At 47.9% G+C, this 26,269-nt stretch carries 26 protein-coding genes, 3 tRNA genes and 1 pseudogene; 9 read left to right on the forward strand and 21 right to left on the reverse strand.

Going from position 1 to position 26,269, the window contains the following annotated elements; translation table 11 throughout:
- Window positions 1–27 precede the first annotated feature (27 nt).
- Together flhC and flhD are read right to left on the reverse strand one after the other, a co-directional pair.
- On the reverse strand, window positions 28–606 hold the full coding sequence (gene flhC / locus RGV86_RS03605; protein ID WP_001291590.1) for a flagellar transcriptional regulator FlhC: 579 nt from the start codon (window positions 604–606) through the stop codon (window positions 28–30).
- 2 nt (window positions 607–608) lie between these two features.
- Entirely contained in the window at window positions 609–959 is a 351-nt protein-coding gene (gene flhD, locus RGV86_RS03610; RefSeq protein WP_001516558.1) for a flagellar transcriptional regulator FlhD, read from the reverse strand.
- Window positions 960–1,735: 776 nt separating this feature from the next.
- On the opposite strand from flhD, the gene uspC reads away from it, so the two are divergent.
- Window positions 1,736–2,164 carry a universal stress protein UspC gene (gene uspC / locus RGV86_RS03615; RefSeq protein WP_000122665.1) on the forward strand — a complete coding sequence of 143 codons (429 nt, stop codon included), beginning with the start codon at window positions 1,736–1,738 and terminating at the stop codon, window positions 2,162–2,164.
- A gap of 6 nt (window positions 2,165–2,170) precedes the next feature.
- Here uspC and otsA read toward each other — a convergent pair whose 3' ends face one another.
- The 5 genes from otsA to araF all read right to left on the reverse strand — a co-directional run bounded on the left by otsA (window position 2,171) and on the right by araF (window position 8,115).
- Complete coding sequence (gene otsA, locus RGV86_RS03620) at window positions 2,171–3,595, reverse strand: alpha,alpha-trehalose-phosphate synthase (protein WP_032225565.1); 1,425 nt, start codon at window positions 3,593–3,595, stop codon at window positions 2,171–2,173.
- Window positions 3,570–4,373, reverse strand: coding sequence for a trehalose-phosphatase (gene otsB, locus RGV86_RS03625; RefSeq protein ID WP_000138759.1), 804 nt, complete (start codon window positions 4,371–4,373; stop codon window positions 3,570–3,572). Before otsB ends, otsA begins: the two co-directional genes overlap by 26 nt.
- Window positions 4,374–4,536: 163 nt before the next feature.
- On the reverse strand, window positions 4,537–5,523 hold the full coding sequence (gene araH / locus RGV86_RS03630) for an arabinose ABC transporter permease AraH (protein WP_000100212.1): 987 nt from the start codon (window positions 5,521–5,523) through the stop codon (window positions 4,537–4,539).
- Window positions 5,524–5,537: 14 nt separating this feature from the next.
- Window positions 5,538–7,052: an arabinose ABC transporter ATP-binding protein AraG gene (araG, locus tag RGV86_RS03635; protein WP_001187835.1), complete on the reverse strand. Its 1,515-nt coding sequence runs from the start codon at window positions 7,050–7,052 to the stop codon at window positions 5,538–5,540.
- Window positions 7,053–7,125: 73 nt separating this feature from the next.
- Window positions 7,126–8,115 carry an arabinose ABC transporter substrate-binding protein AraF gene (gene araF, locus RGV86_RS03640; RefSeq protein ID WP_000548667.1) on the reverse strand — a complete coding sequence of 330 codons (990 nt, stop codon included), beginning with the start codon at window positions 8,113–8,115 and terminating at the stop codon, window positions 7,126–7,128.
- Between the two features lie 789 nt (window positions 8,116–8,904).
- Here araF and RGV86_RS03645 point away from each other — a divergent pair.
- The gene (locus RGV86_RS03645) at window positions 8,905–9,408 is read left to right on the forward strand and encodes a non-heme ferritin-like protein (RefSeq protein WP_000246122.1); all 504 of its coding nucleotides are present in this window, start codon (window positions 8,905–8,907) and stop codon (window positions 9,406–9,408) included.
- A gap of 83 nt (window positions 9,409–9,491) precedes the next feature.
- Here RGV86_RS03645 and yecJ read toward each other — a convergent pair whose 3' ends face one another.
- Entirely contained in the window at window positions 9,492–9,743 is a 252-nt protein-coding gene (gene yecJ, locus RGV86_RS03650) for a DUF2766 family protein YecJ (protein ID WP_000082114.1), read from the reverse strand.
- A 115-nt stretch (window positions 9,744–9,858) separates the two neighbouring features.
- Entirely contained in the window at window positions 9,859–9,945 is an 87-nt protein-coding gene (gene azuC, locus RGV86_RS03655) for a stress response protein AzuC (protein WP_077629254.1), read from the reverse strand.
- Between the two features lie 263 nt (window positions 9,946–10,208).
- Here azuC and yecR point away from each other — a divergent pair, with 263 nt between their 5' ends.
- Both yecR and ftnA read left to right on the forward strand, forming a co-directional pair.
- Window positions 10,209–10,532 carry a YecR family lipoprotein gene (yecR, locus tag RGV86_RS03660; RefSeq protein WP_000681392.1) on the forward strand — a complete coding sequence of 108 codons (324 nt, stop codon included), beginning with the start codon at window positions 10,209–10,211 and terminating at the stop codon, window positions 10,530–10,532.
- Between the two features lie 178 nt (window positions 10,533–10,710).
- Window positions 10,711–11,208, forward strand: a complete 498-nt coding sequence (ftnA, locus tag RGV86_RS03665; RefSeq protein WP_000917207.1) for a non-heme ferritin — start codon at window positions 10,711–10,713, stop codon at window positions 11,206–11,208.
- A 37-nt stretch (window positions 11,209–11,245) separates the two neighbouring features.
- Here ftnA and RGV86_RS03670 read toward each other — a convergent pair whose 3' ends face one another.
- Window positions 11,246–11,485, reverse strand: coding sequence for a YecH family metal-binding protein (locus tag RGV86_RS03670; RefSeq protein ID WP_000094895.1), 240 nt, complete (start codon window positions 11,483–11,485; stop codon window positions 11,246–11,248).
- 190 nt (window positions 11,486–11,675) lie between these two features.
- Between RGV86_RS03670 and tyrP the strand changes: the two genes are divergently transcribed.
- Window positions 11,676–12,887 (forward strand): tyrosine transporter TyrP, encoded by a 1,212-nt coding sequence (gene tyrP, locus RGV86_RS03675; RefSeq protein ID WP_000797587.1) that lies wholly within the window; start codon window positions 11,676–11,678, stop codon window positions 12,885–12,887.
- Window positions 12,888–12,949: 62 nt separating this feature from the next.
- Here tyrP and yecA read toward each other — a convergent pair whose 3' ends face one another.
- The 7 genes from yecA to uvrY form a co-directional block, all read right to left on the reverse strand.
- Entirely contained in the window at window positions 12,950–13,615 is a 666-nt protein-coding gene (yecA, locus tag RGV86_RS03680; protein ID WP_000847898.1) for a UPF0149 family protein YecA, read from the reverse strand.
- A 194-nt stretch (window positions 13,616–13,809) separates the two neighbouring features.
- Window positions 13,810–13,896 (reverse strand) — tRNA-Leu (locus RGV86_RS03685).
- Window positions 13,897–13,908: 12 nt separating this feature from the next.
- Window positions 13,909–13,982, reverse strand: a tRNA-Cys gene (locus tag RGV86_RS03690).
- A gap of 53 nt (window positions 13,983–14,035) precedes the next feature.
- Window positions 14,036–14,111: transfer RNA gene (locus RGV86_RS03695), tRNA-Gly, on the reverse strand.
- A 151-nt stretch (window positions 14,112–14,262) separates the two neighbouring features.
- Window positions 14,263–14,811, reverse strand: coding sequence for a CDP-diacylglycerol--glycerol-3-phosphate 3-phosphatidyltransferase (gene pgsA, locus RGV86_RS03700; protein WP_001160187.1), 549 nt, complete (start codon window positions 14,809–14,811; stop codon window positions 14,263–14,265).
- 56 nt (window positions 14,812–14,867) lie between these two features.
- A complete protein-coding gene (uvrC, locus tag RGV86_RS03705) occupies window positions 14,868–16,700 on the reverse strand; it encodes an excinuclease ABC subunit UvrC (protein ID WP_085460807.1) in 1,833 nt (610 codons plus the stop codon).
- Window positions 16,697–17,353: a UvrY/SirA/GacA family response regulator transcription factor gene (gene uvrY / locus RGV86_RS03710; protein WP_000611331.1), complete on the reverse strand. Its 657-nt coding sequence runs from the start codon at window positions 17,351–17,353 to the stop codon at window positions 16,697–16,699. The genes uvrC and uvrY overlap by 4 nt, the downstream gene beginning before the upstream one ends.
- A 296-nt stretch (window positions 17,354–17,649) precedes the next feature.
- Here uvrY and RGV86_RS03715 point away from each other — a divergent pair, with 296 nt between their 5' ends.
- The gene (locus tag RGV86_RS03715) at window positions 17,650–17,826 is read left to right on the forward strand and encodes a hypothetical protein (RefSeq protein WP_032155896.1); all 177 of its coding nucleotides are present in this window, start codon (window positions 17,650–17,652) and stop codon (window positions 17,824–17,826) included.
- On the forward strand, window positions 17,813–18,037 hold the full coding sequence (gene yecF, locus RGV86_RS03720; protein WP_000106474.1) for a DUF2594 family protein YecF: 225 nt from the start codon (window positions 17,813–17,815) through the stop codon (window positions 18,035–18,037). Before RGV86_RS03715 ends, yecF begins: the two co-directional genes overlap by 14 nt.
- 66 nt (window positions 18,038–18,103) lie before the next feature.
- Here the strand turns inward: yecF and sdiA are convergent, their stop codons facing one another.
- The 4 genes from sdiA to dcyD form a co-directional block, all read right to left on the reverse strand.
- A complete protein-coding gene (gene sdiA, locus RGV86_RS03725; RefSeq protein WP_001154261.1) occupies window positions 18,104–18,826 on the reverse strand; it encodes a quorum-sensing transcriptional regulator SdiA in 723 nt (240 codons plus the stop codon).
- 230 nt (window positions 18,827–19,056) lie between these two features.
- The gene (gene tcyN / locus RGV86_RS03730) at window positions 19,057–19,809 is read right to left on the reverse strand and encodes an L-cystine ABC transporter ATP-binding protein TcyN (RefSeq protein ID WP_001273017.1); all 753 of its coding nucleotides are present in this window, start codon (window positions 19,807–19,809) and stop codon (window positions 19,057–19,059) included.
- Complete coding sequence (gene tcyL / locus RGV86_RS03735; RefSeq protein ID WP_032225570.1) at window positions 19,806–20,474, reverse strand: cystine ABC transporter permease; 669 nt, start codon at window positions 20,472–20,474, stop codon at window positions 19,806–19,808. Before tcyL ends, tcyN begins: the two co-directional genes overlap by 4 nt.
- A 14-nt stretch (window positions 20,475–20,488) precedes the next feature.
- Window positions 20,489–21,475, reverse strand: a complete 987-nt coding sequence (gene dcyD, locus RGV86_RS03740; protein WP_085460808.1) for a D-cysteine desulfhydrase — start codon at window positions 21,473–21,475, stop codon at window positions 20,489–20,491.
- A 239-nt stretch (window positions 21,476–21,714) separates the two neighbouring features.
- Here dcyD and RGV86_RS03745 point away from each other — a divergent pair.
- A pseudogene (locus RGV86_RS03745) lies at window positions 21,715–21,849 on the forward strand (hypothetical protein); the annotation flags it as partial.
- 439 nt (window positions 21,850–22,288) lie between these two features.
- Complete coding sequence (locus RGV86_RS03750) at window positions 22,289–26,260, forward strand: autotransporter outer membrane beta-barrel domain-containing protein (RefSeq protein ID WP_309508416.1); 3,972 nt, start codon at window positions 22,289–22,291, stop codon at window positions 26,258–26,260.
- The last annotated feature ends 9 nt before the right edge of the window (window positions 26,261–26,269 follow it).

Below are 26,269 nucleotides of genomic sequence, written 5' to 3' on the forward strand. Positions count from 1 at the left end.
CTGGAATGTTTCGCCATATCGCGTGAGTTAAACAGCCTGTACTCTCTGTTCATCCAGCAGTTGAGGGATAATATCGGCAGGGTCTTGAGAAAGTTTACGTCTTTTTACCGCTCGTGATGGCGGCTGACATAAGCTGCAGGCAAAGCTGCCAACAGGCTGATGGGCATGGGTGATAAAATTACCGCCGCAGCACTTGCAACTGGAAAGTTGTAGTAAACCACTTTCAACAAATCGCACCAGTGTCCAGGCGCGTGTCAACGCCAGCAGCGGCCCATCTTCGGCTTGTGGACACTGTTCGAGGTATAAACGATAGGCTTTGATTACTGCATCGACGCCGTTACATAACCCTGTTTTCAGCAAAAACTGCCATGCATTACAAAACATCGACGCATGAACATTTTGTTCCCAGGTCATAAACCAGTCGGTGGAGAATGGCAGCATACCTTTCGGCGGCGGACTTCCGCGCAGTTCTTTATAGAGTTTGATCAGGCGTCCGCGACTTAATTGTGTTTCACTTTCCAGCATCTGCAAACGAGCGCCGAGAGTGATCAATTCCATTGCCAGCTGAATATCCCGGGCTTCCTGAACAATGCTTTTTTCGCTCATTATCAGGCCCTTTTTTTACGCAGCACTTCTTCGGGCTGATTAACATCATTCAACAAACGCGTAGAGAGCATGATACCGGTATGAACTTGCTGGAGATCGTCAACGCGGGAATCCTGCGTCAACTGATTAATAGTCTGGTGGCTATCAAAGCGGAAATGACAAATCAGTTGATTGGTTTCTGCCAGTTTAACCATTTGCGGAAGCGTCAGCGTCGCTAACGTTGTTGCCATTTCTTCATTAATACCGAGACGAAACATGGCGGACGCTTTGTCCTGAACGATCAGACGTTGTGCAAGAAGTAAATATGACAAATTGATGTCATAAATATGTTTCAGCAACTCGGAGGTATGCATTATTCCCATCCAGAATAACTAACTTTATTTTTATGCGGTATCACCGCACCCCGTGATGTCGCCGGGAAATCCCGGTAAAAAGTAAATAACCATGGAATAGTTGCGATCAACGAAAAAACACAAGCATCGTAAGCGATGAAACAATCCCTTACAGAGAATAGTGTTTTTTACACTTAACTAAGATTTTTCCTAATTCGACGCAACTGTACTCGTCACCACTCACACATACAACGGAGCGACGCTGCGATTTTCGATAATGTGTGACTCAGATCACACAAAACACTCAATTACTTAACATTAATGTATAAGTCATACTTTTGTTTTGATGATATTTCATTCTGTTAAAAAGTTTTTCAGCGCCTCTGGCTTCAAAAATGAAGTAGAGGCATAAATTTATTATGTTGCGCACTGTTAATATAAATCACCGTAAATAACCATCTGTTATATATGAAATAAATTTATTTACCCTCTATAACTTATTTTCAAACAGAGAGTTACATAACATGACCCAGTTCAAGTGAAAATAAAGCCGAGACCCCCTTAAATGTTATATAAATGTTTTTCAAACATTAACCATTTGTTTTATAAGGAAAATAGATAATTTTACTTCTTACAGCCATACTGGCGATCGAATAATAACATTGCGGCACTAATTAATTATTCTTACTAGTAACCAGCCTAATATTTACCTTTTTGACTGAGTTGTTATTGCATCAATGCCTCATTCAGAGTAAAGCTGTAATAACACCTGAAGTTCACAGAATAAGGAGCAGGTTATGAGCTATACCAATGTTCTTGTTGCTGTAGCTGTCTCGCCAGAAAGCCAGCAACTGTTGACAAAAGCGGTCTCTATCGCCCGTCCGGTTAATGGGCGCATAAGTTTGATCACTCTCGCTTCCGACCCGGAAATCTTCAATCAATTAGCCGCACCGATGCTTGAAGATTTACGCAGCGTGATGCATGAAGAAACACAAAACTTTCTTGATAAATTAATAAAGGATGCGGGATATCCGGTAGAAGAGACATTTATTGCTTACGGTGAGTTAAGCGAACATATTCTGGCAGTGTGCCGTAAGCATAAATTCGATTTGGTGATTTGCGGCAATCATAACCACAGTTTCTTTTCGCGAGCATCCTGCTCAGCGAAAAGTGTGATTGCCTCAAGCGAGGTCGATGTACTACTGGTTCCGCTTAAGGGAGATTAACTGCCATTACGCCATTTTCGGAAAGGTAGCAACTTTATCGCGCTGCTGACTTTCCGCGCTTCGCGGAACTATCTGCTTTAGGTCGCGAATAAAATACTCCTGCCAGTGATTAATGTCGTTTTTCACAATAACTTCCAGCATTTCTGCATGGCGGGAAATACGTTCCGCCAGCGACATCGTCAACGCCCGATTGAGCGCCGCCGCAACTTCATCACGATCGTAGGGGTTTACAATTAACGCCGACGTCAGTTCGTTTGCCGCTCCGGCAAATTGCGAAAGTACCAGTACGCCCGGATTGGCAGGATCCTGTGCGGCAACATACTCTTTCGCGACCAGGTTCATTCCGTCGCGCAGCGGCGTCACTAATCCAACATCAGAATAGCGGAAGATTTTCATCAGTAATTTACGATCAAAATGCTGATTCAGATAATAAAGCGGCGTCCAGCCTAATTGACCATATTTGCCGTTAATTCTCCCGGCTTCATTTTCCAACTGATGACGAATATCCTGATACGCTTGCACATCACCACGCGACGTTGGCGCAATCTGGGTATAGCGAATTTTACCGTGATGTTGCGGATAGTTTTCCAGCAACGCTTCATAGGCGAGAAAACGCTCCGGCAAACCTTTGGAATAATCCAGTCGTTCGACAGAAAAGATATTTTGTACGTTTTTCAGTTCCGCTTTTAGTTGCGCCAGTTTTGCCGGCAATGGTCCGGCAGCCTGTTTGGCTATCTCATCTGGTTCAATGCCAATGGGGTAAACTTCGGTTCGAAACGCTTTGCCCCAGGCCGTATGGATTTTTGAGCTACGCGTCGTAACGCGGGTCAGGTTAGAAAGGCAATCCAGGAACGCCAGGCGATCGTTCTCTGTCTGGAAACCCAGCAAATCATAATCACAAAGCTGTTCAAGCAAGGTGTCATACGTCGGCAGCGCATTGAATATTTCCGGCGTCGGGAAAGGAATATGCAGGAAGAAACCAATGCGATTATTCACCCCTCGTTTGCGTAATTCATGCGCAAATGGCAACAGGTGATAATCGTGAACCCAGATAATGTCATCGTCTTCTAGCAGCGGCAGTAATTTATCTGCCAGCAACGCATTTACGCGTAGATAGCCGTCCCAGGCAGGACGCTGAAATTGCACCAGATCGAGTCGATAATGAAATGCAGGCCAGAGAACGGCATTGGAGAATTGGTTGTAGTATTCGTCGAGATCCTTTTCACTGAGGTTAAAAGAGGCCCAGGTAATATTTCCTTTTTTCACCTTTTTTAGCGGCTGATCCTCATTCCCCGTTTCGCCACTCCAGCCAAACCACAGTCCACCTGCAGCTTTCAGTGCACCCAGTATGCCGACAGCAAGGCCACCGGCACTGGCGGCGTGCTCGTCTGGTGGTGCAATCCGGTTAGATACTACGACTAAACGACTCATAGTCATCACTCCTGTTATTTTCTCTTTTTTGTTGTTGTAATGCGTTGGTTATCATTTCAAGCCAGCTCCAGACATCCGGCACGCCCGCCAGCCGCCATGATGCCTGAGTCGCTCCGGTGCCAATTTTCACTGACATTCCACCCAGTCGGTTAACGACCGCGAAGCCAGATTCATCGGTTAAATCATCGCCCAGAAAAACGGGCTTACGGCCGATAAAGGGAGCTTCCTGCATAAAGGCAGCAATCGCCTCCCCTTTACTGGTGTTTCCTGGTTTAATCTCGACGACACACTTTCCCTGCTGTAATGCCATTTGCGGCCAAATCTGGGTAATGCGTTGCGCTAATCTCAATAAGGCGTCTTCGTGCTGCGGCGCCTGACGATAGTGCAGCGCAAACGCCATCCCTTTCGCCTCCAGCTCCGCACCGGGATAGTGGCTGATTGCCGTATGCAGTTGAACACTAATATCGCGGGCAATCGCATCCGGCAGATGAACGATATGCGTTTTACCATTGATGTCACGGCGCTCCGCCCCATGCACACCCGCTAACGGGAAGCGATAAGGTTTTGCCAGTGCGTCAAGCTCGACCATTGAGCGCCCTGATATCAATGCCAATGCACCATCACTTGCGGCTGCCAGTAGCTGAAGTCCTTGCAGAATATTGTCAGGCACGACGACCTGATCGGGATGCGGTTTAATTTCCGCCAGCGTTCCATCGAGATCAAAAAACCAGGCATATTTCGCGGATAGTTCAGGGGGTTCGGTTAACGGTTCTGTCACCCGGTACTCCTCCTTATCTTTTTATAGTTCGCGCAGAACGCGCTTTACAGACATGTAAGTATAGACAGTGTGACGTAGCTCGCCATTTGTAAAAAAGAACAGCCAGCCGTTGTGGCGGCTGGCTGTGGAGGAAAAAAGGACTAAATTTTTGCGGAAAAAAGCATCAAACAGTGCGTTTCGCTTTTTGCTTGTAACGGTCGAAGATCACCGCTGCCAGCAGGATTAAGCCACGAACAACGTACTGCGCGAAAGGAGAAATATTGAGCAGGTTCATAGCATTTTCTACAGTACCTAAAATTAAGATACCCGCCACCACATATGAGATTTTTCCGATGCCACCTTTCAGAGAAACGCCACCTAAAACGCAGGCTGAGATAACAATCAACTCATAGCCAATCGAGGTCATCGGCTGACCGCTGGTCATGCGCGAAGCCAGAACAATCCCGGCAATCGCCGATACCAGACCAGAGAGAACAAAGATAATGATTTTGGTGCGGACAACCGGTACACCTGCCAGACGCGCGGCCTCTTCGTTACCACCAATCGCCAGCGTATTACGACCAAAGGTAGTTTTGTTCAGCAGCAAGCCAAAGATTATCAGGCAAGCGACAGTGAGCCAGATTGGCGCAGGCAGGCCGAACCAGTTGGCATAACCGAGAGCAAAGAAACTTTCATCTTCGATACCGACCGCTTTACCGTCGGAGATAATATACGCCAGACCACGGACAATCTGCATCGTCGCCAGCGTGGTAATCAAAGCGTTAATTTTAAGTTTGGCGATAACAAAACCATTCACCAGACCGCAGAGGACGCCCAGCAGCAAACCTGCCGCCACGCCTATCCACAGGCTTTCGGTCAGATTGATAACCACCGCCGTAGTAACACCTGCACAGGCAATTACCGAAGCAACAGAAAGGTCAAAGTCACCCGACGCGAGACAGAACAACATGCCGCACGCCACCATCCCCGACATGGAGATTGCCAGCCCCAGCCCTTTCATATTAATGAAGGTGGCAAAATTCGGGACAAAAATGGCACAGGCGATAAACAGCACCGCAAACACCACCAGCATACCGTACTGATCCCAGATACGCCCGAAGCTGAATGACGACTTAGATGCACCAGAACCCGATGTAGAAACAGAAGACATCATACTCTCCTTACTCAGGCAACTGCCTGGCTGACTTTAGGCATAGCAAGGCTTAGTGCCTGACGCTCATCTGCCTGCTCGTGTAGCAATTCACCCGCGATTTCACCTTCACGCATGACGATAATACGGTCGGCAACGCCGAGGACTTCGGGCAGATCGCTGGAGGCAAACAGCACCGCCACGCCCTGCGCCGCCAGCGCATAAATCACGTTATATATTTCGTGCTTGGCTCCCACATCAATACCGCGCGTAGGTTCATCCAGCAAAATGACCTTCATCTCTTCCGATAACCAACGCCCCAGAATGGCTTTCTGCTGATTACCACCGGAGAGATTCATGATTAATTGCTCCGCTCCCGGCGTTTTGATATTGAGCGAACGAATATGGTGATCAGCATTATTCGCTTCCCAGCCGTTATTGATCACACAACCACCAAGCACATGTTTGCGACGGGCACTGATGTTGATATTGTCACGAACGGAATGCACCGGAATAATACCTTCCGCTTTGCGATCTTCCGGACAGAGCATCATGCCAGCGGCAATGGCGTGACCCGGCTTGCGAATATCAATCGGCTTTTGGTCGATATAAACCTGACCGGCGGTGATTTGCGTACCACCAAACATGCCTTTCATTAATTCGCTGCGTCCAGCCCCCACCAGACCAAACAGACCAACAATTTCACCACTGCGAACGGTCAGGCTTATTGGCGTGCGCACGCCTGGCGCCTTAACTGCATCCAGGCGCAATCGCTCCTCACCATAGCTACGCGGTTGCCAGCCGTAGATATCGCCGATATCGCGACCGACCATCGCCTGTACCAGAACGTCGTGGTTAATCTGCTGCATATCGGTGAAAGTTTTGACGTAACGTCCATCTTTAAAGACGGTGATGGCATCGCTGAGAGCAAATATTTCTTCCATACGGTGAGAAACGTATAAGATCACCCGCCCCTCTTTTCGTAGCTCACGAATAACGCGGAAAAGATTGTCGATTTCACGGGCAGACAGGGAGCTGGTTGGCTCATCAAAGGCGATAATTTTGGCGTTACGCGCCAGAGCTTTGGCAATTTCAACCATCTGCCACTGACCAATGGAGAGATATTTCAGCGGCGTAGCCGGGTCAATATCCATACCCAGATGTTTGAGTTGTAAACCTGCTTCATAATTCAGCAGTGAACGATTTACAATGCCGCCTTTATGGGGAAGCTGGCCGAGATAAATATTTTCCGCGACGGTCATTTCCGGCACGAGATGCAGTTCCTGGTAAATAATCGCCACGCCCGCGTTAAGCGCAGTGGTCGTGTCGGAAAAGGACATTTCTTGTCCATTAATCACTACAGAACCCGTGGTTGGCGCATAGTTTCCGCTAAGGATTTTTAAGAGTGTTGATTTTCCTGCGCCATTTTCACCCATCAACGCATGAACCTGACCGGCATAGCAGTCAAAACTAATATCCGTCAACGCCTTAACGCCGGGGAAAGTTTTACCAATGCCGCGAAATGAGAGATACGGGGTAGACTGTTGCATAACGTCTCCGTGAATCACTGGTCTTTCACACCCCCTCTGCACAATAAAGGCAGAGGGGAATTTTTACGGCAGATTACTTACCGCCTAAACCTTTTTTCTCCAGTTCTTCTTTAAAGTTGTCGCGCGTAATCAGAACTACATCGGTAACTTCAGTGAATTTTGGTGGTTCTACGTCTTTCGCTACCCAGTTGTAGAGCATTTCGCTGGATTTATAGCCATGTACGTCCGGACTTGGCAGGAGTGAACCGTAGAAACCGGTAGCCTGCGCTTTGGACAGCTCGCTCACCGCATCCACCCCATTGATACCGATACCAATGATGTCCGCCGCTTTAAAGCCCTGACCTTCCGTTGCACGTACACCGCCCAGCACGGTGCTGTCGTTCATCCCGACAATCAACCAGTGTTTAACTTCAGGATGCTGAACCAGCATGGAGTTGGCGGCGTCAAATGCCCCAGGGATGTCGTTAGATTTGGTGGGAACCTGATATATTTGTTTTTCCGGGAATCCGGCGGCTTTCAGCGCGTCCATAGACCCCGTGGTACGGCGACGAGCGGTATCCAGTTCGTTGGCAGTAATCGCCATTACGGCACTTTCTTTTACGTCCCAACCACGTTTTTGCATCTCTTTATACAGTTCCTGGCCCTGACGCTCACCAATTTTGGTCGCCGCCATCATCACCAGCGGCACGGTATCCATCGGCTTACCCTTGGCATTTACAAACTGGTCATCCACGGCAATCACTTTCATACCATAGCCACGTGCTTTCGCCACAATTGCGGAACCCAGTTTCGGGTCTGGCGTACAAATGACAAACCCTTTCGCACCGCTGGCAGCCAGACTGTCGATGGCGTTCAGCGTCTTTTCGCCATCCGGCACGGCAATCTTAATAACGTCAAACCCTAAATCTTTCCCGGCTTTATCGGCAAACTTCCATTCGGTCTGGAACCACGGCTCTTCTGGTTGCTTTACCAGGAAACCGAGTTTCAGGTTTTCCGCCATAGCGGATTGTGACATAACGGCAGCCAGACCAATGGCTGCAAGAGCTTTAGTAAATTTGTGCATGGTTATCTCCAGCTTTAGCGTCATTTTGTGTAGGGCAAAAACTAAGAACTTTTGTTAATTCAATCGGAAAACAAAGCATTACCTTTAGCGAAAAGATAATTGACTGTGTTGGCATAGTTTTAGCGAGAAATTAATTCTCCATAGGAGAGCAATATCACATAGCAGAATTACAGTGAGAACGTGCATAAATTCAGCGAGAAATGACATACTGGAAACGGTAATTGTCTGACAATTCAAAAAGGCATTAGCAGAATAATCCATGACATTAGCCTGGAAATCCTTGTGGTATGCGTTGAGAGGCTGGGAGTGTCTTTTTTTAATCTAATTATTACCGGGTAAGAGGTTGTTCATTTACGCTGAATAGTGAAGGAGGATGAAGTCTCTAATCCTTGCAACAATCAATTTCCACATTAATTATCACCACCATTATTAATTAAGGGTAACGCTATAATGAGAGCATCATCGCATAACTAAAAAAATATCTTAAAATATCAAAACATCATCATGTTATTAATAATTTATTTCAATATCAATGAGATATACCAACACAGCGCATTAGGAATTATTGCAAACTAATTGTTCTCATCAATGAAATGTAAAAAAATATAAATCTGGTGATTTAAGGATTTTCTTATATCCGTTCAGACGTTATGCTTATTTCAGATCATCGTCAGAATTGACTCCACGATCACATTTTGGACATGCAGAAAGGAATTATTCTGCAATCAGTAATTACGGTGTTTTGATTCATCTTGCACCTCACGTCTTCTGGATATAAGGATATTAGGTATGGCAACCACTGGAATGCTTCTCAAACTCAACACCCAAATGAACCGCGAGTTTTATGCATCCAATCTCTACCTTCACCTGAGCAAATGGTGTTCTGAACAAAGTCTGAATGGCACCGCTACTTTCCTTCGCGCCCAGGCACAGAGTAACGTGACGCAAATGATGCGCATGTTTAACTTTATGAAAAGTATCGGAGCAACTCCCATCGTTAAAGCTATCGATGTACCAGGAGAAAAGCTTAACTCCCTGGAAGAACTCTTCCAAAAGACGATGGAAGAATATGAGCAGCGTTCAAGCAAGCTGTCACAATTAGCCGATGAAGCTAAAGAATTGAATGATGATTCTACCGTCGATTTCCTGCGCGATCTGGAAAAAGAACAGCAGCACGATGGTCTGTTGTTGCAAACCATTCTTGATGAAGTACGCAGCGCGAAACTTGCCGGTATGTGCCCTGTCCAGACCGACCAGCATGTTCTTAATGTCGTGTCGCATCAGATACATTAATCATGTTCGGCGCTTTAAAACATGCGCCGGATACAAATAATTTTGAGAAAGCCGCTGCTTCATACTTTGAAGCAGCGGTTTTTTTAATGGGATTCACCTTGCGGAGTAAATTTCAGTTCAATCAGCGCGATGGCTTTTTGGATAGCGCGCATCGTTACCGGATCGGCTGCGGCGGGATGGTTAGTAAAATCGATATTCTTCAACTGGCTGGACATTTTTTCACGCAACTCAACAGGTGCGATCACATCGAGTACGTCGAGAATTTGTTTGATTACCAACTGGCAAGCGACAACATCAGAGACCAGTTCCTGATCGGCATTCAGCGGCTGGGACATTGTAAACTCCTGATAGCTTTTTGAAAGCCGCTATAGTAGCGGCTTCCCCTCCACAGCGATAGTCACATCCGCCATCACCAGGGCACAAAAAAACCTGCCGAAGCAGGTTTTTTTGTTATCTGAACATATTGCCTGGCGGTACGTCTTTGAACGTCTTGCAATAGTTATCAAACATGCTTTTCAGGATTTTGCGTAGTTTCATCGAGGTACTCCGACCATTTGTTATGCAGGTGTTATCGTCTTTGCGCTTATAATATGACATCCATCACAAAAATCAATCTTTATGTGATATATATCACATAAATACCCCTTTAATGTTATGAAATTGATAACCACAAAGTCCCCATAAAGCGCCTGACTTCTGGGAAAAGCAAGGAATAGCACCGATCCGTCGTCTTTTCTGTCCATAACCTGGTACTGCGCGCGGGTACAATACCAGTTTCTTCTCCCTCTTCAGGCCGTGACATGAAACATCTGATATTTATTTTTTCACTTTTAACATTAGCGGGCTGCACCGTAACTCGTCAGGCTCAATTGAGCGAAGTTAATGTCACGAGCGGTATTGTGCGCCTCGTTTATAATCAGGCATTTTTACAACACGCCCGTACTGACAGCTATCTTAATCAAAGAATAGCGGAACGCGCATGTCAGCACGCAGGGTTTACCCGCGCTATTGCGTTTGGGCAACCTGTAAGTAACTGTAGTCTGTTTGCGGGATCGTTATGCCTGAATACGGAATTTACGCTGTCGTATCAGTGCCAAAATTTAATGCCCTCGACTTATCAATAAAGACCTTAATCAGCGAGGGATGCTTCGCTGGTTAATTAATTCCACGAATAGCGTTAATGCGTTTTATTCCCATTCGTATTTTTAATAATTGAATTTAATATTTTACCTTTTGCAAATAATAAAATAACAAATTATAGTGGCGCCACAGCAACAAAAATAACCTTTATGGAGCACTATCATGCTGAAACCAGAAATGATTGAAAAACTCAATGAGCAGATGAACCTGGAACTGTACTCTTCACTGCTTTATCAGCAAATGAGCGCCTGGTGCAGCTATCATACCTTTGAAGGCGCGGCTGCGTTTCTCCGCCGACACGCCCAGGAAGAGATGACGCATATGCAGCGTCTGTTTGACTATCTGACCGATACCGGAAACTTACCGCGTATTAATACCGTTGAATCCCCGTTTGCTGAATATTCTTCACTTGATGAATTATTCCAGGAAACCTATAAGCATGAACAATTAATCACGCAGAAAATTAATGAACTGGCTCACGCTGCCATGACCAACCAGGATTACCCAACGTTTAATTTCCTGCAATGGTATGTTTCTGAGCAACATGAAGAAGAGAAATTGTTCAAATCGATTATTGATAAATTAAGTCTGGCCGGTAAAAGCGGCGAAGGTCTTTATTTCATCGATAAAGAACTTTCTACCCTCGACGCGCAAAATTAATCTACTCTGGCGGCAGATTTACTGCCGCCGTTTCATATCAGTGGCGACAAATTTTACTTGTATCGGTTGAGAACCCTTCTTCACCGGGAATAAATTTACCTTTCGCCGCCAGAAACGCCACCAGTTCTCCCGCAGTCATCCCTTCCGCCGAGCAGGTATGAAAACGCGCCTGTTCACCAAAACGCGCTTTGATCGCCGCTTCCAGACTGGCGTGCGTATATTGCTCGCCTGATTCAATCATCATATTTAACACTTCATGACCGTGAATAGAGCTCATCGTTCCTCCTCAAAAAGGGCATAGCGTAGCGATAGCTGCTCATCAAGGCTTTGCGCCAGCGCAGTTCTGAATGCATTTTATTGTACATTTTTATTTACACTAAATGTAACGCCGATTTGACGAAAAATGTAGAATGCCTTAACCTGCGCCGCAGATATCACTCATAAAGATCGTCAGGACAGAAGAAAGCGTGAAAAACAGAACTCTGGGAAGTGTTTTTATCGTGGCAGGAACCACAATTGGCGCGGGTATGTTGGCAATGCCGCTGGCGGCAGCAGGCGTCGGTTTTAGTGTCACATTGACATTGTTAGTTGGTCTGTGGGCATTGATGTGTTACACCGCACTGCTATTGCTGGAGGTGTATCAGCATGTACCCGCAGATACCGGTCTGGGCACGCTGGCAAAACGCTATCTGGGGCATTATGGGCAGTGGCTGACAGGCTTCAGTATGATGTTTTTAATGTACGCCCTGACGGCGGCGTACATTAGCGGCGCCGGTGAATTGCTGGCCTCCAGCATCAGCGACTGGACGGGTATTCCAGTGTCGGCAACCACTGGCGTGTTGTTGTTCACTTTTGTTGCCGGTGGTGTGGTTTGTGTCGGGACGTCGCTGGTCGATTTATTTAACCGCTTTCTGTTCAGCGCCAAAATTATTTTTCTGGTGGTGATGCTGGTATTGCTGCTACCGCATATTCACAAAGTGAATCTTTTAACCCTGCCGCTACAACAAGGACTTGCGTTGTCGGCGATCCCGGTAATTTTTACGTCATTTGGCTTCCACGGTAGTGTACCGAGCATCGTCAGTTATATGGATGGCAACATTCGCAAGCTGCGCTGGGTATTTATTACCGGTAGTGCGATCCCTCTGGTGGCGTATATATTCTGGCAACTGGCGACGCTGGGCAGCATTGATTCCACAACCTTTATGGGATTGTTGGCTAATCATGCCGGGCTAAACGGGCTGTTACAGGCATTACGCGAAGTGGTGGCCTCACCGCATGTCGAACTGGCGGTGCATTTATTTGCTGACTTAGCCCTCGCAACCTCCTTCCTCGGCGTAGCATTAGGCTTATTTGATTATCTTGCGGATCTGTTTCAGCGATCAAATAGCGTTGGCGGGAGAATGCAAACCGGGGCAATTACTTTTCTGCCACCGCTGGCATTTGCGCTGTTTTACCCACGTGGCTTTGTAATGGCGCTGGGTTACGCCGGTGTGGCGCTGGCTGTGCTGGCGTTGATTATCCCTTCCCTGTTGACCTGGCAGAGCAGAAAGCATAATCCACAAGCAGGTTATCGGGTGAAAGGCGGCCGTCCAGCGTTGATACTGGTGTTTCTCTGTGGTATTGGCGTGATTGGAGTGCAATTTTTGATTGCAGCAGGGTGGTTACCAGAAGTGGGGTGATCAAATAACCTCACATATCCCTGTTGGGTGCCAGAATTAACTCTGGCACCCAATGTGACCTCTTAATGCAAGCAGCACTGCTTAAATTTCTTACCACTACCGCACGGGCAAGGATCGTTACGACCCGGTTTTTCTTCTGCTTTTATCGGTTGCTGAACAGGCTTTTCCTGCTGATGAGCCATCCAGTAAGCGTGCAAATCAAGTGCCGCCAGTCGAATGGCATCCACACTCTCATCAAACGCTTCCGGCGACAGCTTCTCTACCCGCTCGAAGTTTTCTTCCGTACCGTGCAGCGCAATCGCCTCAAGCGCCGGTTTTAAGGATTCAGGCAATGCCGACCAGTCAGAGAGAGCAACGCCACGCATATAGCCAAAGCACCACTCCTCAACAATCGTCAACTCACTACCATCAACCTCTCGCAGACCAAATAACGGCTCAAACTGTTCAGGAAATTCGTTCAGACGCTCTGCGGTATCGGCCATATGTTGAAAAGCCAGGTTCATAAAGCGCGTCATCTCTTTTTCTGACGCCCAGCGCGGTACATAGTCCGCCCCACCCCAGACGGCCACCAACCACTGTTCTGGTTCAATTTCTTGCGGAGAACTCAACACCGCCGTCAATAAACCGTCCAGCTCAGCTACATCAAGGATGGCGTGGTCTGTGTTGTATTTGGTCAGGATATCATCCAGCCATTCCAACTCACTTTCGTTCAACGGTCCCGTTTTCATACGCTTTTCCTTGTGGATCTCGACTCGCCAGCGTCTATCTTACATGTCGGTCTGGCATAGAGATACTTTTTGAGTGGATTACCCAGTGATTAAAAATAAGAGGGGTATAACGATAAGTGGCAGATACAAAAAAACCACCCGAAGGTGGTTTCACGACACTGCTTATTGCTTTGATTTTATTCTTATCTTTCCCATGGTACCCGGAGCGGGACTTGAACCCGCACAGCGCGAACGCCGAGGGATTTTAAATCCCTTGTGTCTACCGATTCCACCATCCGGGCTCGGGAAAAAAGTGGAGGCGCGTTCCGGAGTCGAACCGGACTAGACGGATTTGCAATCCGCTACATAACCGCTTTGTTAACGCGCCAAATTCTTCAGGCTTTTCAGCCAGACACCCGCTTAAGCCGATGTCTTTTAAACTGGAGCGGGAAACGAGACTCGAACTCGCGACCCCGACCTTGGCAAGGTCGTGCTCTACCAACTGAGCTATTCCCGCATTCATCAAGCAATCAGCTAATCACTTGATTTTATTATCGTCTGGCAATCAGTGCCGCCGTTCGATGCGTTGCATTCTACTTACCTGACGCGATGAGTCAACGATATTTTTCACCACTTTTGATCGTTTGCTGAATTTTGCGCCGAAACGATCACTGATCAAGCAAATCTGCGCGAGCTGCGCTCAAATATTGCAACATAGACCACAGAGTCAGTACCGCAGCCACAAAGAAAAGTGCAATACCAGCGTACTCAACCCAAATGTTCGGACGCCATAACAGCCAGGCCAGCGCCACCATTTGGGCAGTCGTTTTTACTTTACCAATCCAGGAGACAGCCACACTGCTGCGTTTACCGAGTTCAGCCATCCATTCACGTAGAGCAGAAATAATAATTTCACGGGCGATCATCGTTGCCGCTGGCAAAGTGACCCACCAGCTATGGTAATGCTCAGTTACCAGCACCATGGCAATGGCAACCAGCACTTTATCTGCTACTGGATCAAGGAAAGCGCCAAAGCGGGTACTCTGATTCCAGCGACGCGCCAGAAAACCATCGAACCAGTCAGTTACCGCCGCAACGCAGAAAATGAGCGCGGCAGCAAACGGCGACCAGGTGACAGGCAGATAAAAGACCAATACAAAGAATGGGATAAGGATGACACGGAACAGTGTGAGCAACGTAGGGATATTAAATTGCATAATGACGGGTAACTATCTGTTGTCAGTAAGATTACCCCTATGTTGCTACAGAGACATCAATGTTTCAACGACCAGAAGATCTTTTCTGCCAGACCTTGCGAAATACCCGGCACTTTTGCAATTTCCTCAACGCTGGCGTTACGTAAACCTTGCAAACCGCCCATATATTTCAACAACATTTGCCGACGTTTTGGTCCAACGCCTTCGATGGTTTCCAGCGTGCTGGTATTTTTGACTTTTGCGCGTTTTTTGCGATGCCCACCAATCGCGTGATCGTGTGATTCATCGCGGATATGCTGGATGACATGCAGCGCCGGTGAATCTGGCGGCAGACTGAAGCCCTCACCTTCAGGTTCGAAGAACAACGTTTCCAGCCCAGCCTTACGATCGGCTCCTTTCGCCACGCCAAGCAGCAGCGGATGGTTTTTATCCCATGAGACATCCAGCTCGGCGAAGACATTTTTCGCCTGCGCAAGCTGGCCTTTGCCGCCATCAATCAGGATCACGTCCGGAATCTTACTGTCGTCGATGGCTTTACCGTAACGCCGACGCAGCACCTGATTCATTGCCGCATAATCATCACCAGGCGTAATGCCGGTAATGTTATAGCGCCGATACTCCGCACGCAGCGGGCCGTTAGCATCGAACACCACACACGAAGCGACCGTTTGTTCACCCATGGTATGGCTGATGTCAAAACACTCCATCCGCTTCACTTCCGGCAATTTCAACACGCTTGCAAGCGCGGTCAGACGCTGGTGAACCGTAGATTGCTGCGAAAGTTTGGTCGTTAAGGCCGTCGCCGCATTGGTGCGCGCCAGCTTCAGATAACGAGCCCGATCGCCACGCGGTTTAGTCTGAACGTTAATCTTGCGCCCTGCCAGTTCTGAAAGGGAATCGGCGAGCAGCGTTTTATCGCTAAGATTAAAGTCGAGCAGGATCTCACCCGGCAAAGTGCGCATCTGGCTGCCCTGTAAATAGAACTGACCGACAAAGGTTTCCACCACTTCGCCCAGCTCCGTACCGCCAGGCACTTTCGGGAAATAACTACGGCTACCGAGCACCTTGCCCTGACGAATAAACAAGACGTGGACACAAGCCATGCCCGCATCGAAAGCGACGCCAATAACGTCAAGGTCATCACCTGTATTGGAGACAAACTGTTTTTCGGTTACGCGTCGCACCGCCTGGATTTGGTCGCGAATACGTGCCGCTTCTTCAAACTCCAGATTCTGGCTGGCTATTTCCATGCGACCGATCAGTTGAGTCAGCACCTGATCGTCCTTACCGGATAAAAACAGGCGCACATACTCTACCTGCTGGGCGTACTCTTCTTCACTCACCAGACCCTCAACGCACGGTCCCAGACAGCGCCCTATCTGATATTGCAGACACGGACGCGAGCGGTTGCGATAAACGCTATTTTCACACTGGCGAATCGGGAAAATCTTTTGTAGCAGCGCCAGGGTTTCACGCACGGCATAGCCGTTTGGGAACGGGCCGAAATATTCACCTTTGGCGTGCTTTGCACCGCGATGCATAGCCAGACGCGGATGGGTATCGCCGCTAAGAAAAATAAAAGGATAAGATTTATCATCGCGTAACAGAACGTTGTAACGCGGCTGATAGAGTTTGATGTAGTTGTGTTCCAGCAGCAGAGCTTCGGTTTCGGTATGGGTAACCGTCACATCAATTTGCTGGATCTGGGCAACCAACGCTTCGGTTTTGCGCGAAGCGAGGTTGCTACGGAAATAGCTGGAAAGCCGTTTTTTCAGGTCTTTCGCTTTGCCGACATAGATAACCGTACCACCAGCATCATACATGCGATAAACGCCAGGCTGGCTGGTTACGGTTTTTAAAAACGCTTTTGCGTCAAACTGAACACTCACTGACTTGTTAATGTCTCCGCATTACACAGACCATGGCGAATTGCCAGGTGAGTCAGCTCAACATCGCCATGAATGTTTAATTTACTGAACATACGGTAGCGATAGCTGTTCACCGTTTTCGGGCTGAGATTAAGCTGTTCTGAGATCTCATTGACCTTTTGGCCTTTGGTAATCATCAGCATAATCTGCAATTCACGTTCAGACAAACTGGCAAATGGGCTTTCTGTTTTTTCTGGTTCGATCTGGCTTAATGCCATTTGTTGAGCAATGTCAGAAGCAATATAACGCTGCCCCGAATAGACAGAGCGAATCGCACTCACAACTTCCTGCGGAGCCGCACCTTTGCTGAGATAGCCCGCAGCACCGGCCTGCATGACTTTCGCTGGTAAAGGGTTTTCAGTATGAACCGTAAGCATGATGATTTTGACATCTGCTGTCGAGCGAGCGATTTTACGCGTCGCCTCAAGACCGCCAATGCCAGGCATACTCATGTCCATTAGCACGACGTCAACGGTGTTTGCCCGGCACCACTTAACGGCGTCTTCACCGCAGGATGCCTCACCGACGACTTTAATACCCTTTATATCTTCCAGAATGCGTCGTATCCCTGCGCGCACCAGTTCGTGGTCATCAACAAGTAGAACGTTGATCAAAGGAATATCTCCAGAAATAGGGATAACGCTACTGATAGTTAGTCATTCGTATATTAGCGGTTTTTATTGCAACTTTGAAACGTTAAAAATGGTGGGTATTCGATTTTTCTCTCGTTTTTGTAAATTCGATTGTCCAGAGTTATCGTCACGTCCGTCATCAAAGGTTTGCCAGCGCGTTTCGCAGTAAGGCCAACGACGAAATGTGACAAAAATTGACTTTATTCAGCATAAATGAAAAATCAGCGGCATGAATATGTAACATGAATTAACCCGAACAATACGCGCGAAAAACATTCATGATAAAAATATTTATTGCGCGTTATATTCCCTGTTTTATTACTATTGCTGATATCGTGCGCAAAAAACAACCACTGCTATTTTTAGCAAAGCTTATGGTATACTCCGCCGCCTTAACATTTTTCACCGCAAATTTTCATTGCAACATGACGAGGAAAATAAATGAGTACGCCTGATTTTTCTACTGCCGAGAATAATCAAGAACTGGCAAATGAAGTCTCCTGCCTGAAAGCGATGCTGACGCTGATGCTGCAGGCGATGGGACAAGCTGACGCGGGCCGCGTGATGTTAAAGATGGAAAAACAGCTTGCGCTGATCGAAGACGAAACCCAGGCTGCGGTATTTTCCAAAACGGTTAAGCAAATTAAACAAGCCTACCGTCAGTAATATAAAACCGGCTGAAAGCGCACCTTTCAGCCGGTTTGGCATCTTTCATGCCCAATGTAATAGATATCATATTAAGCCAGTTGCGGCTGCGTAGCAGGCAACCTGCGTCTTATTCGGTGCATTGATTTTTTTCTGCATATTTTTCTGATGAAAATTGACAGTATTCTCAGAGATTGACAGGATCATCGCTATCTCTGCTGACGTTTTACCTTCTGCGGTCCATTTCAGAATTTCTTTTTCCCGCTTGCTGAAATTCATCTCTGGCGTCATCACTATGTCATCATTTAAACGTATCAACGCCATCAGACTTTCACGCACCAATAGCTGCATTTTTAATTGCAGTTCATCACTAAGAATGGGTATTTCACGCGTACTGCTACGGGAAAAGGACAAAAACCCCAACGCCCGATTCGGCAGCATTAAATACTGAGTGACGCCACGGCGTAAACCATGCGCACGTGCGGCTTCCCATAACGGCTGTGCTTCGTTGAATAACTCATCATTCCACAATAAATGCCCCTGACTGAAGTTTTCAGGGTTAAGCACAGGATCAATGGCGAGAAAGTTTTTGGCCTGATAATAACTGACCCATGACTCCGGATAATTGGTGTAGAAAGCCACTTTCGGTCGCGTGAATGGCACCGGGTGGCGCACACATAATGAATAAAAATCGAACTCCAGTTGGTAAGTCTGATGCTCTATTTCATGGTAGACCTCTTCTGCGGCCTCCATCCTCTGAAAACGCAACAACATCGTGCGACGCCAGCTGAAAAAATCCGTATCCTGCATAGTTAACCGCAACGCCCCTGAGAGTGAGTATCATTTATACTGATAACTCAAGCTATCACATAAATAAGATTTATATATAATTTATATTATTCAGACAATGAATTACTTTTGCAAGACATAGCATTCTCTTATGTTATTAATAAGTTATGCTGATTTATTAAGCGATTTATGCGGTCAGGAATGCGTTTTCGCCCCGACTAAAAAGCTGCCGGGGCTGATTTTTTCTTATCTTATTGCAACAGAAACTTCTCAAGGAACTGGCGTGTGCGGGGATGCTGAGGATCGGCAAATAAGGTTTTTGCAGGGCCCTGCTCTACTATCCGCCCTTGATCCATAAAGATCGCGCGGTCAGCAACGTCACGGGCAAAGCTCATTTCGTGCGTCACAATCACCATGGTGCGCTTTTCCTGTGCCAACTGGCGTATGGTATTCAGGACTTCCCCCACCAGCTCCGGGTCCAGCGCCGAAGTGGGTTCGTCAAACAAAATGACTTCCGGGCGCATCGCCAGCGCACGCGCAATCGCCACACGTTGCTGTTGACCGCCGGACAAACGACGCGGATAGCTGGTCTCTTTCCCTTCCAGTCCAACTTTTGCCAGCAGCTCGCGAGCGCGCGCCGTGGCCTCCTCCTTCGGTTCGCCTTTAACGATCACCGGCCCTTCAATAATGTTTTCCAGCACTGTGCGATGCGGAAACAGATTAAAATTCTGAAAGACAAATCCGACATGCTGGCGCAACTGGCGAATCAGCGATTTTTGCTGGCTTAACGAACGCGCAGTATCAATAGTGATATCCCCAACGGTGATGCTCCCCGCCTCCGGTTGCTCCAGCAAATTTATGCTGCGTAGCAACGTGGTTTTGCCGGAGCCACTCGGGCCGATAATCGCCACGACTTCGCCAGTTTTGACCTCCAGATCGATACCGTGCAGTACCGTCTGACCGTGGAATTTTTTCACCAGGTTTTTAACTTCAATGGCACTCATTTTGGTTCTCTCTCCTGGCGGTTAAGTTGATTCTCAAAATGGTTCTGTAGCGTCGATAACACTGTCGCCATAATCCAGTAGATGAGCGAAGCCGCCAGATACATGGTGAAAACTTCCAGCGTGCGCGAGGTAATCAACTGCGCCTGACGAAACAGTTCCGGCACCTGAATCGTCGCTGCCAGCGAGGTATCTTTTACCAGGCTGATAAAGCTGTTCGACAGCGGCGGCAGCGCCACCCGAGCCGCCTGCGGCAAAATTGCGCGACGCATAGTTTGCCACGGCGTCATGCCAATACTGGCGGCGGCTTCCCACTGACCTTTATCAATAGATGAAATGGCGGCACGCAGCGTTTCGGCAGCATAGGCAGCGGTGTTCAGTGACAGGCCAATCATCGCCGACGGAATCGGATCTAGTTCAATGCCAAACTGCGGTAGGCCGTAGTAGATCATAAACAGTTGCGCGATGAGCGGCGTACCGCGAAAAATGGAAATGTAAAAACGTGCCAGCCAGCGCACGAGCCAGAGTGGCGACAGGCGCATCAGCGCGAGAATGAATCCCAGCAGTAAGCCAAAAAACATGCCGCCGATGCTGAGTTGCAGCGTATACCCAGCCCCTTTAAGCAGGAACGGCAAAGAATCAATAACCAGTTGTATACTTTCTTGCATGAGCGTTTCCGGGGCTAGACGTGAGGATGATAGGCGAACAGCGCAGGCGCGCCGCCAGTATGAATAAACAGAATCGGCCCTTCGTCTTTGAAGCGTTTCTGACTGATGCCATCCATCAGCCCCGCCATCGCTTTTCCGGTATACACAGGATCAAGCAGAATGCCTTCCAGCCGCGCCAACAGTTTCACCGCTTCCATGCCTTCGTCGTTCGGCACGCCGTAGCCAGGCGCAAAATAGTCATCCCAGAGTAAAATTTCCGCTGATGCGCTCAGTTCCAGTTCTTTCGCTATTGCCTGTTGTAGGTTAACCACTTTTGGCAACTGGTCAGCAACGGAACGTGACACGGTCACGCCAATCAGTTCGCTTTCTGGCATTAGTTGTTCCAATCCTACTGCCAGTCCAGCGTGCGTTCCGGCGCTGCCCGACGCCACCACCACCGAAGAAATATTAACCGCCCCTTCACACTGTTGCGCGATTTCCAGCGCGCTCTCCACATAGCCCAGCGCGCCTAAAGCATTAGAACCTCCAACCGGAATGACATACGGACGGAACCCTTGCGCTTCGACTCGCGTTGCCAGCTCTTCCAGTTGGGCATTGGGATCGGTCAGCGCATCGCACATTTCAATCTGGGTATTGAAGAGATCCAACAACAAGCGATTGCCGTTGGTTAAATAGTTTTCTGCGGCTGTTCCGATAGGATTCTCCAGCAGCGCCACACAATGCAGCCCAAGTTTTGCGGCGACGGCGGCAGTCTGGCGCACGTGGTTAGACTGAATCGCTCCGGCGGTAATCAGAGTGTCGGCACCTTCACGCAGGGCGTCTGCCGCGAGAAACTCTAGTTTGCGTAATTTATTGCCGCCCATCGCCATCGGAGTGACGTCATCCCGTTTAATGAAAATTTCCCGCCCAAGATAATCAGAAAGACGCGGCAGATATTCGAGCGGCGTTGGTGCGCCGATAAACTCCAGCCGTGGGAAACGAGTTAAATTATGCAGTGGCATAAAAGCCTCCGGTATGTGTTGTTGTGATATTGTTATTATGCACGCAAAAAACGCTTAAATAAAAAAGGCGCTAATTAAAGCACCTTTTTTGTCATTATGCCCCGTCCAGAACAGCGTTGACACGTTTCTGGCTGTGATTTCACCCGATGGATGCAACATACTGGTTGAACCGCTCTGCGGGTGATTCATACTCTGGCGTTTTATCGGTCTTTCGTTGAGCGTCTGGCAACTGTAGTAGTCACGGATTCCGGGTGATGGCATGTAGTGCATTAATAGAATCAGGTTTGTGGTCCCGTGATACTGTTGAATGTCCGATGGATCATCAGGAACGTAACTGTGTAAAGGCTGCTTATATCCATAAAGCAGAACATCTGATGTCCCCTGGTTACGAGTATAACTTCTCCTGGCATTTTCGGTTGTTCAAGTCTGGTTATCCCCCCATTCATTAATATGAAAATCATTATCTCTGCATTAATTATTATTTATACCTAAGTCTATTTTTAGGAAAAGAATATTATATTCTCCGAGAATATTTTCAGACACTTTTCCTATAAAAGAAGCAGAGAAACACTCACTATCTAAAATTACACTAATCAATAAACAAACTAACATCCAGAAAACATTACAATTTCAAATTACTTGTCAAAAAAAATCAACCTGATTGCTTGAGATAGATTTTTTCTGTTTATTTGCAATAATGCTCGCTCGCTTCGTTCATTTGTATGATGATTAGATAATGCATATTACTTCTCAATAACATTACACAGTCAAACTATTTAACCAACATTCTTAAACAAAAAAATTGGAGCTTTTGTGAAAATCAAAATTAATAAAAAAGAAAGGTTTGATATCTATATAAAAAACAGAAAAACATTCGGCATAACGCAAGAGGGAATGAAGACAACGTTACTATGCAGCCTTATATCTGCCACTCTGGCCATTCAGCCTGCTTTGGGAGCTAAAAAGGAAGTTACTCTTTCTGAAGGAAACCCTGCTGAAATATCTGAAAATATCATTGGTGCTGATGGCTCGCAGGACAGGTCGGGTAATGATGATGGGGAGGCCGGTGAAGATGCTCTCACTGTTAATGTTGTACCCGGTTCGTTACAGAATGAAAATATCCTGACAATTAACAGCGGTACTCGCATTAGTGGCGGTGAAGGCGGATGGGCTGGTGATGATGATGTTACTAAAATGGGCTCTGCTGGGGGCCAGGGCGGTACAGCCATTACTGGAAATAATTTTACTCTTGTTAATTCTGGTTATATTTCCGGTGGTAAGGGCGGTTGGGGAGGTTATGGTAATGGCGGAGGCGATGCAGGTGAAGCGGGTATCGCTATTTCCGGAGATGATCTTACCATTACGAACAACGGAAGCATTACGGGTGGCAATGGCGGAATGCCTGGAGCCAGTGGTTATGGCGATGAAAGCGGTGGTTTAACTGGGACTCCTGCTGTTGGTGGGACTGCCATATCTGGCAATAATCTTCAAATAAGCAATAACGGAAATATCACTGCCGGGCAAGGTAGTAGTGGTGCCTGGTGGGCAGTATGGGGCTCTTCTGCCGGCACCGGAGGGAATGGAGGCACGGCCATATCCGGAAATAATATGGAGATAACAAATAATAATCACATTACAGGTGGCCAGGGGGGGGATGGTGCTCGCGGTGGCGAAGGTAGTGTCGAATTTACTACCGATCAGAATATTAATGGGAGTAGCGGTGGTAATGGTGGTATTGGAGGGACTGCTATATATGGTAATAATATTAAGATAAATAATACGGGAGATATAACTGGCGGACAGGGGGGCACTGGTGGTGAAGGTGGTAGAGGTGGTACAGATGAATATGATCACACTGACTCAGCGCCCCTTGGTTCTGGTGGTATTGGTGGTATTGGTGGCACCGGGGGGATTGCCATATCTGGAAATAATATGGAAATAAATAATTATGGAAATATTATTGGCGGAAATGGCGGCACTGGTGGTGATGGTGGCGATGGAGGGCGTTCCCTTGAAAATAATAAAACTGGTGCCGGAGGTAATGGTGGCAACGGAGGTAATGGTGGTACTGCTATATCCGGGAGTGATATTACGATAAATAATCATGGCAGGATATTGCCTGGTAGTGGCGGACAGGAAGGTGAAAGTAACGTTCACTTCCCCGGAGGAGTATCTGGTAACAGAGGGCAAGATTGTGACACCGCAATATCTTTGAATGGTGGAACTAACTCGTTGAATCTCTACGCCGGTTCTACCATTCAAGGTGATATTGTTTTGAATAGTGCTGTAAATAATGCTGATGGTAATTTTCTGTCCATTACAAATAAAGACTCCGCCAGCTCTGAGATAAAAGGCAATCTGAGTGCGGGTACAGGTACACATGTTTCCGTTTCGGGAGCTGATGTCACTTTTAGCGGAAGTTCGGTATTTGACAAAGATTCATCGCTGAATATGGGTACAGGTTCCAGTCATTTAACTGCCAACAGTATGCAGTTCAATAACGGTGCAGTGCTTAATGTTGATACTGCCATGACAATATGGAAGCAAAATGAGTACGGCTTGTTGACGACCTCCGACGGCATAACAGGGCTCTCTGAAAATAATATTTATCAACATAATAATCTACTGAGTGATGGTGCTGAAGACTATGTTTTAACATCACTTAGAGGTAACGGGCAGACAGTAAAAGAGGTCAGTTCTTCCCTGAAGTGGAATGACCCCTCAGGAAATGGATATGGCACGTTTGATCTGAGAAATGGCGCGGTGTTAGAGCTGAAGGTACGGCTTGCAGATAACAATGCTGCTCAGTTATCTCATGGCTGGGATGGAAAAACGCTGACCAAAGCCGGCGAAGGAACACTGATTCTGTCCTCCCAAAACACTTACACGGGTGTAACAGACATCCGTGGCGGCAATGTTCGCATGAACAGCAACAGTGCTCTGGGACAGACCAGCGAGATTCGTCTGGCAGACGACACCATGCTGGACATGAACGGTCACAGCCAGACCGCAGGTAAACTGAACAGCGCAGCAGGTTCCATACTGAACATTAATGGCGGTAATCTGACCCTCGCAGGTGGAGGCCTGTCTGCAGGTACCCTCATCGGCTCTGGCTCCCTGAACATCAGCGGTGGCGTGTTCGCTATTACTGGTGCCACCCGCGCCCTGAATGCCACCACCACTATCGCAGAAAAGGCAATGGTGAAGGTGCTTACTACTGACGGACTGGGAGCAGGCTCGGTTAACACTGCCGGCACACTGATTCTGGGCAAGGCTGATGCACCTGTCATGCTTGCTAACAGCCAGGTCACCATCGCTCAGCAGGGGACACTCTCTGGCTCTGGTGGTGTCGCCGGGAACGTAACCAACAGCGGTACTCTTGACCTGAGAGCCGATGCTCCGGGTAATGTACTGACGATCGGAGGTAACTATACCGGTAATAATGGCTTACTGCTCATGAACACCGCTCTGGGGAATGACAGCTCCGCAACAGACAAACTAGTTATTAAAGGCAATGCTTCCAGTCAGACCCGAGTGGTTGTTATAAATGCAGGTGGTACCGGAGCACAGACACTGAACGGTATTGAGTTGATTCATGTCGACGGAAATGCTGACAGTGCTGCATTTATTCAGGCCGGGCGTATTGCCGCCGGGGCTTATGACTACACGCTGGGACGTGGTCAGGGAAGCAACCGTGATAACTGGTATCTGACCAGTGGTAAAAACACTCCGTTCCTGCTGCGCGCTCTGAAAGCAATGCACCCCCCTGCCCCTGAACCTGCTCCGGGTGGTCATGACAACGACCTGCGTCCGGAAGCTGGCTCCTACACAGCGAACATTGCTGCAGCAAACACCATGTTCGTATCCCGTCTTTATGAACGCCAGGGGCCGATGCATTACACCGATGTGATTACCGGTGAGCAGAAAGAAACCAGCATGTGGATGCACCATGAAGGGGGACACAACCGCTGGCGTGACGGTACAGGCCAACTGAAAACACAGGGTAACCGTTACGTCCTGCAGATGGGCGGTGACCTGGCTCAGTGGAGCCGGAACAGCTCTGACCGCTGGCATCTGGGGGTTATGGCTGGTTACGGTAATGACCATAACAATACAGATTCTGTACGTACCGGATACAGTTCAAAAGGCAGTGTGAAAGGATACAACACAGGTCTGTATGCCACCTGGTATGCTAATGATGAGACACATAGCGGGGCTTATCTGGATAGCTGGGCACAGTACAGTTGGTTCGATAACGATGTGAAAGGTGACGGCCTGCCGGGGGAATCCTGGAAATCAAAAGGTCTGACAGCCTCACTGGAAACCGGTTATGCCTGGAAAGCCGGTGAGTTTACCGGTAGCCATGGCAGTCTGAACGAATGGTATGTCCAGCCTCAGGCTCAGGTTATCTGGATGGGCGTAAAAGCTGATGAGCACCGCGAACGCAATGGTACCCATGTTGAAAGCACCGGTGATGGCAACGTCCGTACCCGTCTGGGTGTGAAAACCTGGATTAAGGGGCACAACAGAATGAACGGCGGCAAATCCCATGAGTTCCGTCCGTCCGTTGAGGTGAACTGGCTGCACAACACCCGTGATTTTGGCACCCGCATGAACGGTGTGACGGTACATCAGGACGCCGCCAGCAATATCGGAGAAGTAAAAACCGGTGTTGAGGGACAGATAAATGACCATCTGAACCTGTGGGGCAATGTGGGTGTACAGATCGGTGACGAGGGATACAGCGACGCCTCTGCCATGCTGGGTGTGAAGTATACATTCTGAACCGGGTAG

The sequence above is a fragment of the Escherichia ruysiae genome (genome assembly GCF_031323975.1).
GTDB classification, from domain to species: Bacteria; Pseudomonadota; Gammaproteobacteria; order Enterobacterales; family Enterobacteriaceae; genus Escherichia; species Escherichia ruysiae.

Excerpts from the sequence above, each read along its gene's own strand:
- yecJ (WP_000082114.1), bottom strand. The coding sequence starts at position 9,743 with ATGTCCCAGCCGCTGAATGCCGATCAGGAACTGGTCTCTGATGTTGTC.
- tcyN (WP_001273017.1), bottom strand. The coding sequence starts at position 19,809 with ATGAGTGCCATTGAAGTTAAAAACCTGGTGAAAAAATTCCACGGTCAG.
- araH (WP_000100212.1), bottom strand. The coding sequence starts at position 5,523 with ATGTCTTCTGTTTCTACATCGGGTTCTGGTGCATCTAAGTCGTCATTC.
- uspC (WP_000122665.1), top strand. The coding sequence starts at position 1,736 with ATGAGCTATACCAATGTTCTTGTTGCTGTAGCTGTCTCGCCAGAAAGC.
- otsA (WP_032225565.1), bottom strand. The coding sequence starts at position 3,595 with ATGAGTCGTTTAGTCGTAGTATCTAACCGGATTGCACCACCAGACGAG.
- yecR (WP_000681392.1), top strand. The coding sequence starts at position 10,209 with ATGAAACATCTGATATTTATTTTTTCACTTTTAACATTAGCGGGCTGC.
- RGV86_RS03645 (WP_000246122.1), top strand. The coding sequence starts at position 8,905 with ATGGCAACCACTGGAATGCTTCTCAAACTCAACACCCAAATGAACCGC.
- araF (WP_000548667.1), bottom strand. The coding sequence starts at position 8,115 with ATGCACAAATTTACTAAAGCTCTTGCAGCCATTGGTCTGGCTGCCGTT.
- tcyL (WP_032225570.1), bottom strand. The coding sequence starts at position 20,474 with ATGCAAGAAAGTATACAACTGGTTATTGATTCTTTGCCGTTCCTGCTT.
- RGV86_RS03670 (WP_000094895.1), bottom strand. The coding sequence starts at position 11,485 with ATGAGCTCTATTCACGGTCATGAAGTGTTAAATATGATGATTGAATCA.
- sdiA (WP_001154261.1), bottom strand. The coding sequence starts at position 18,826 with ATGCAGGATACGGATTTTTTCAGCTGGCGTCGCACGATGTTGTTGCGT.
- flhC (WP_001291590.1), bottom strand. The coding sequence starts at position 606 with ATGAGCGAAAAAAGCATTGTTCAGGAAGCCCGGGATATTCAGCTGGCA.
- dcyD (WP_085460808.1), bottom strand. The coding sequence starts at position 21,475 with ATGCCACTGCATAATTTAACTCGTTTCCCACGGCTGGAGTTTATCGGC.
- yecF (WP_000106474.1), top strand. The coding sequence starts at position 17,813 with ATGAGTACGCCTGATTTTTCTACTGCCGAGAATAATCAAGAACTGGCA.
- yecA (WP_000847898.1), bottom strand. The coding sequence starts at position 13,615 with ATGAAAACGGGACCGTTGAACGAAAGTGAGTTGGAATGGCTGGATGAT.
- RGV86_RS03715 (WP_032155896.1), top strand. The coding sequence starts at position 17,650 with ATGATAAAAATATTTATTGCGCGTTATATTCCCTGTTTTATTACTATT.
- flhD (WP_001516558.1), bottom strand. The coding sequence starts at position 959 with ATGCATACCTCCGAGTTGCTGAAACATATTTATGACATCAATTTGTCA.
- ftnA (WP_000917207.1), top strand. The coding sequence starts at position 10,711 with ATGCTGAAACCAGAAATGATTGAAAAACTCAATGAGCAGATGAACCTG.
- araG (WP_001187835.1), bottom strand. The coding sequence starts at position 7,052 with ATGCAACAGTCTACCCCGTATCTCTCATTTCGCGGCATTGGTAAAACT.
- pgsA (WP_001160187.1), bottom strand. The coding sequence starts at position 14,811 with ATGCAATTTAATATCCCTACGTTGCTCACACTGTTCCGTGTCATCCTT.
- azuC (WP_077629254.1), bottom strand. The coding sequence starts at position 9,945 with ATGAAACTACGCAAAATCCTGAAAAGCATGTTTGATAACTATTGCAAG.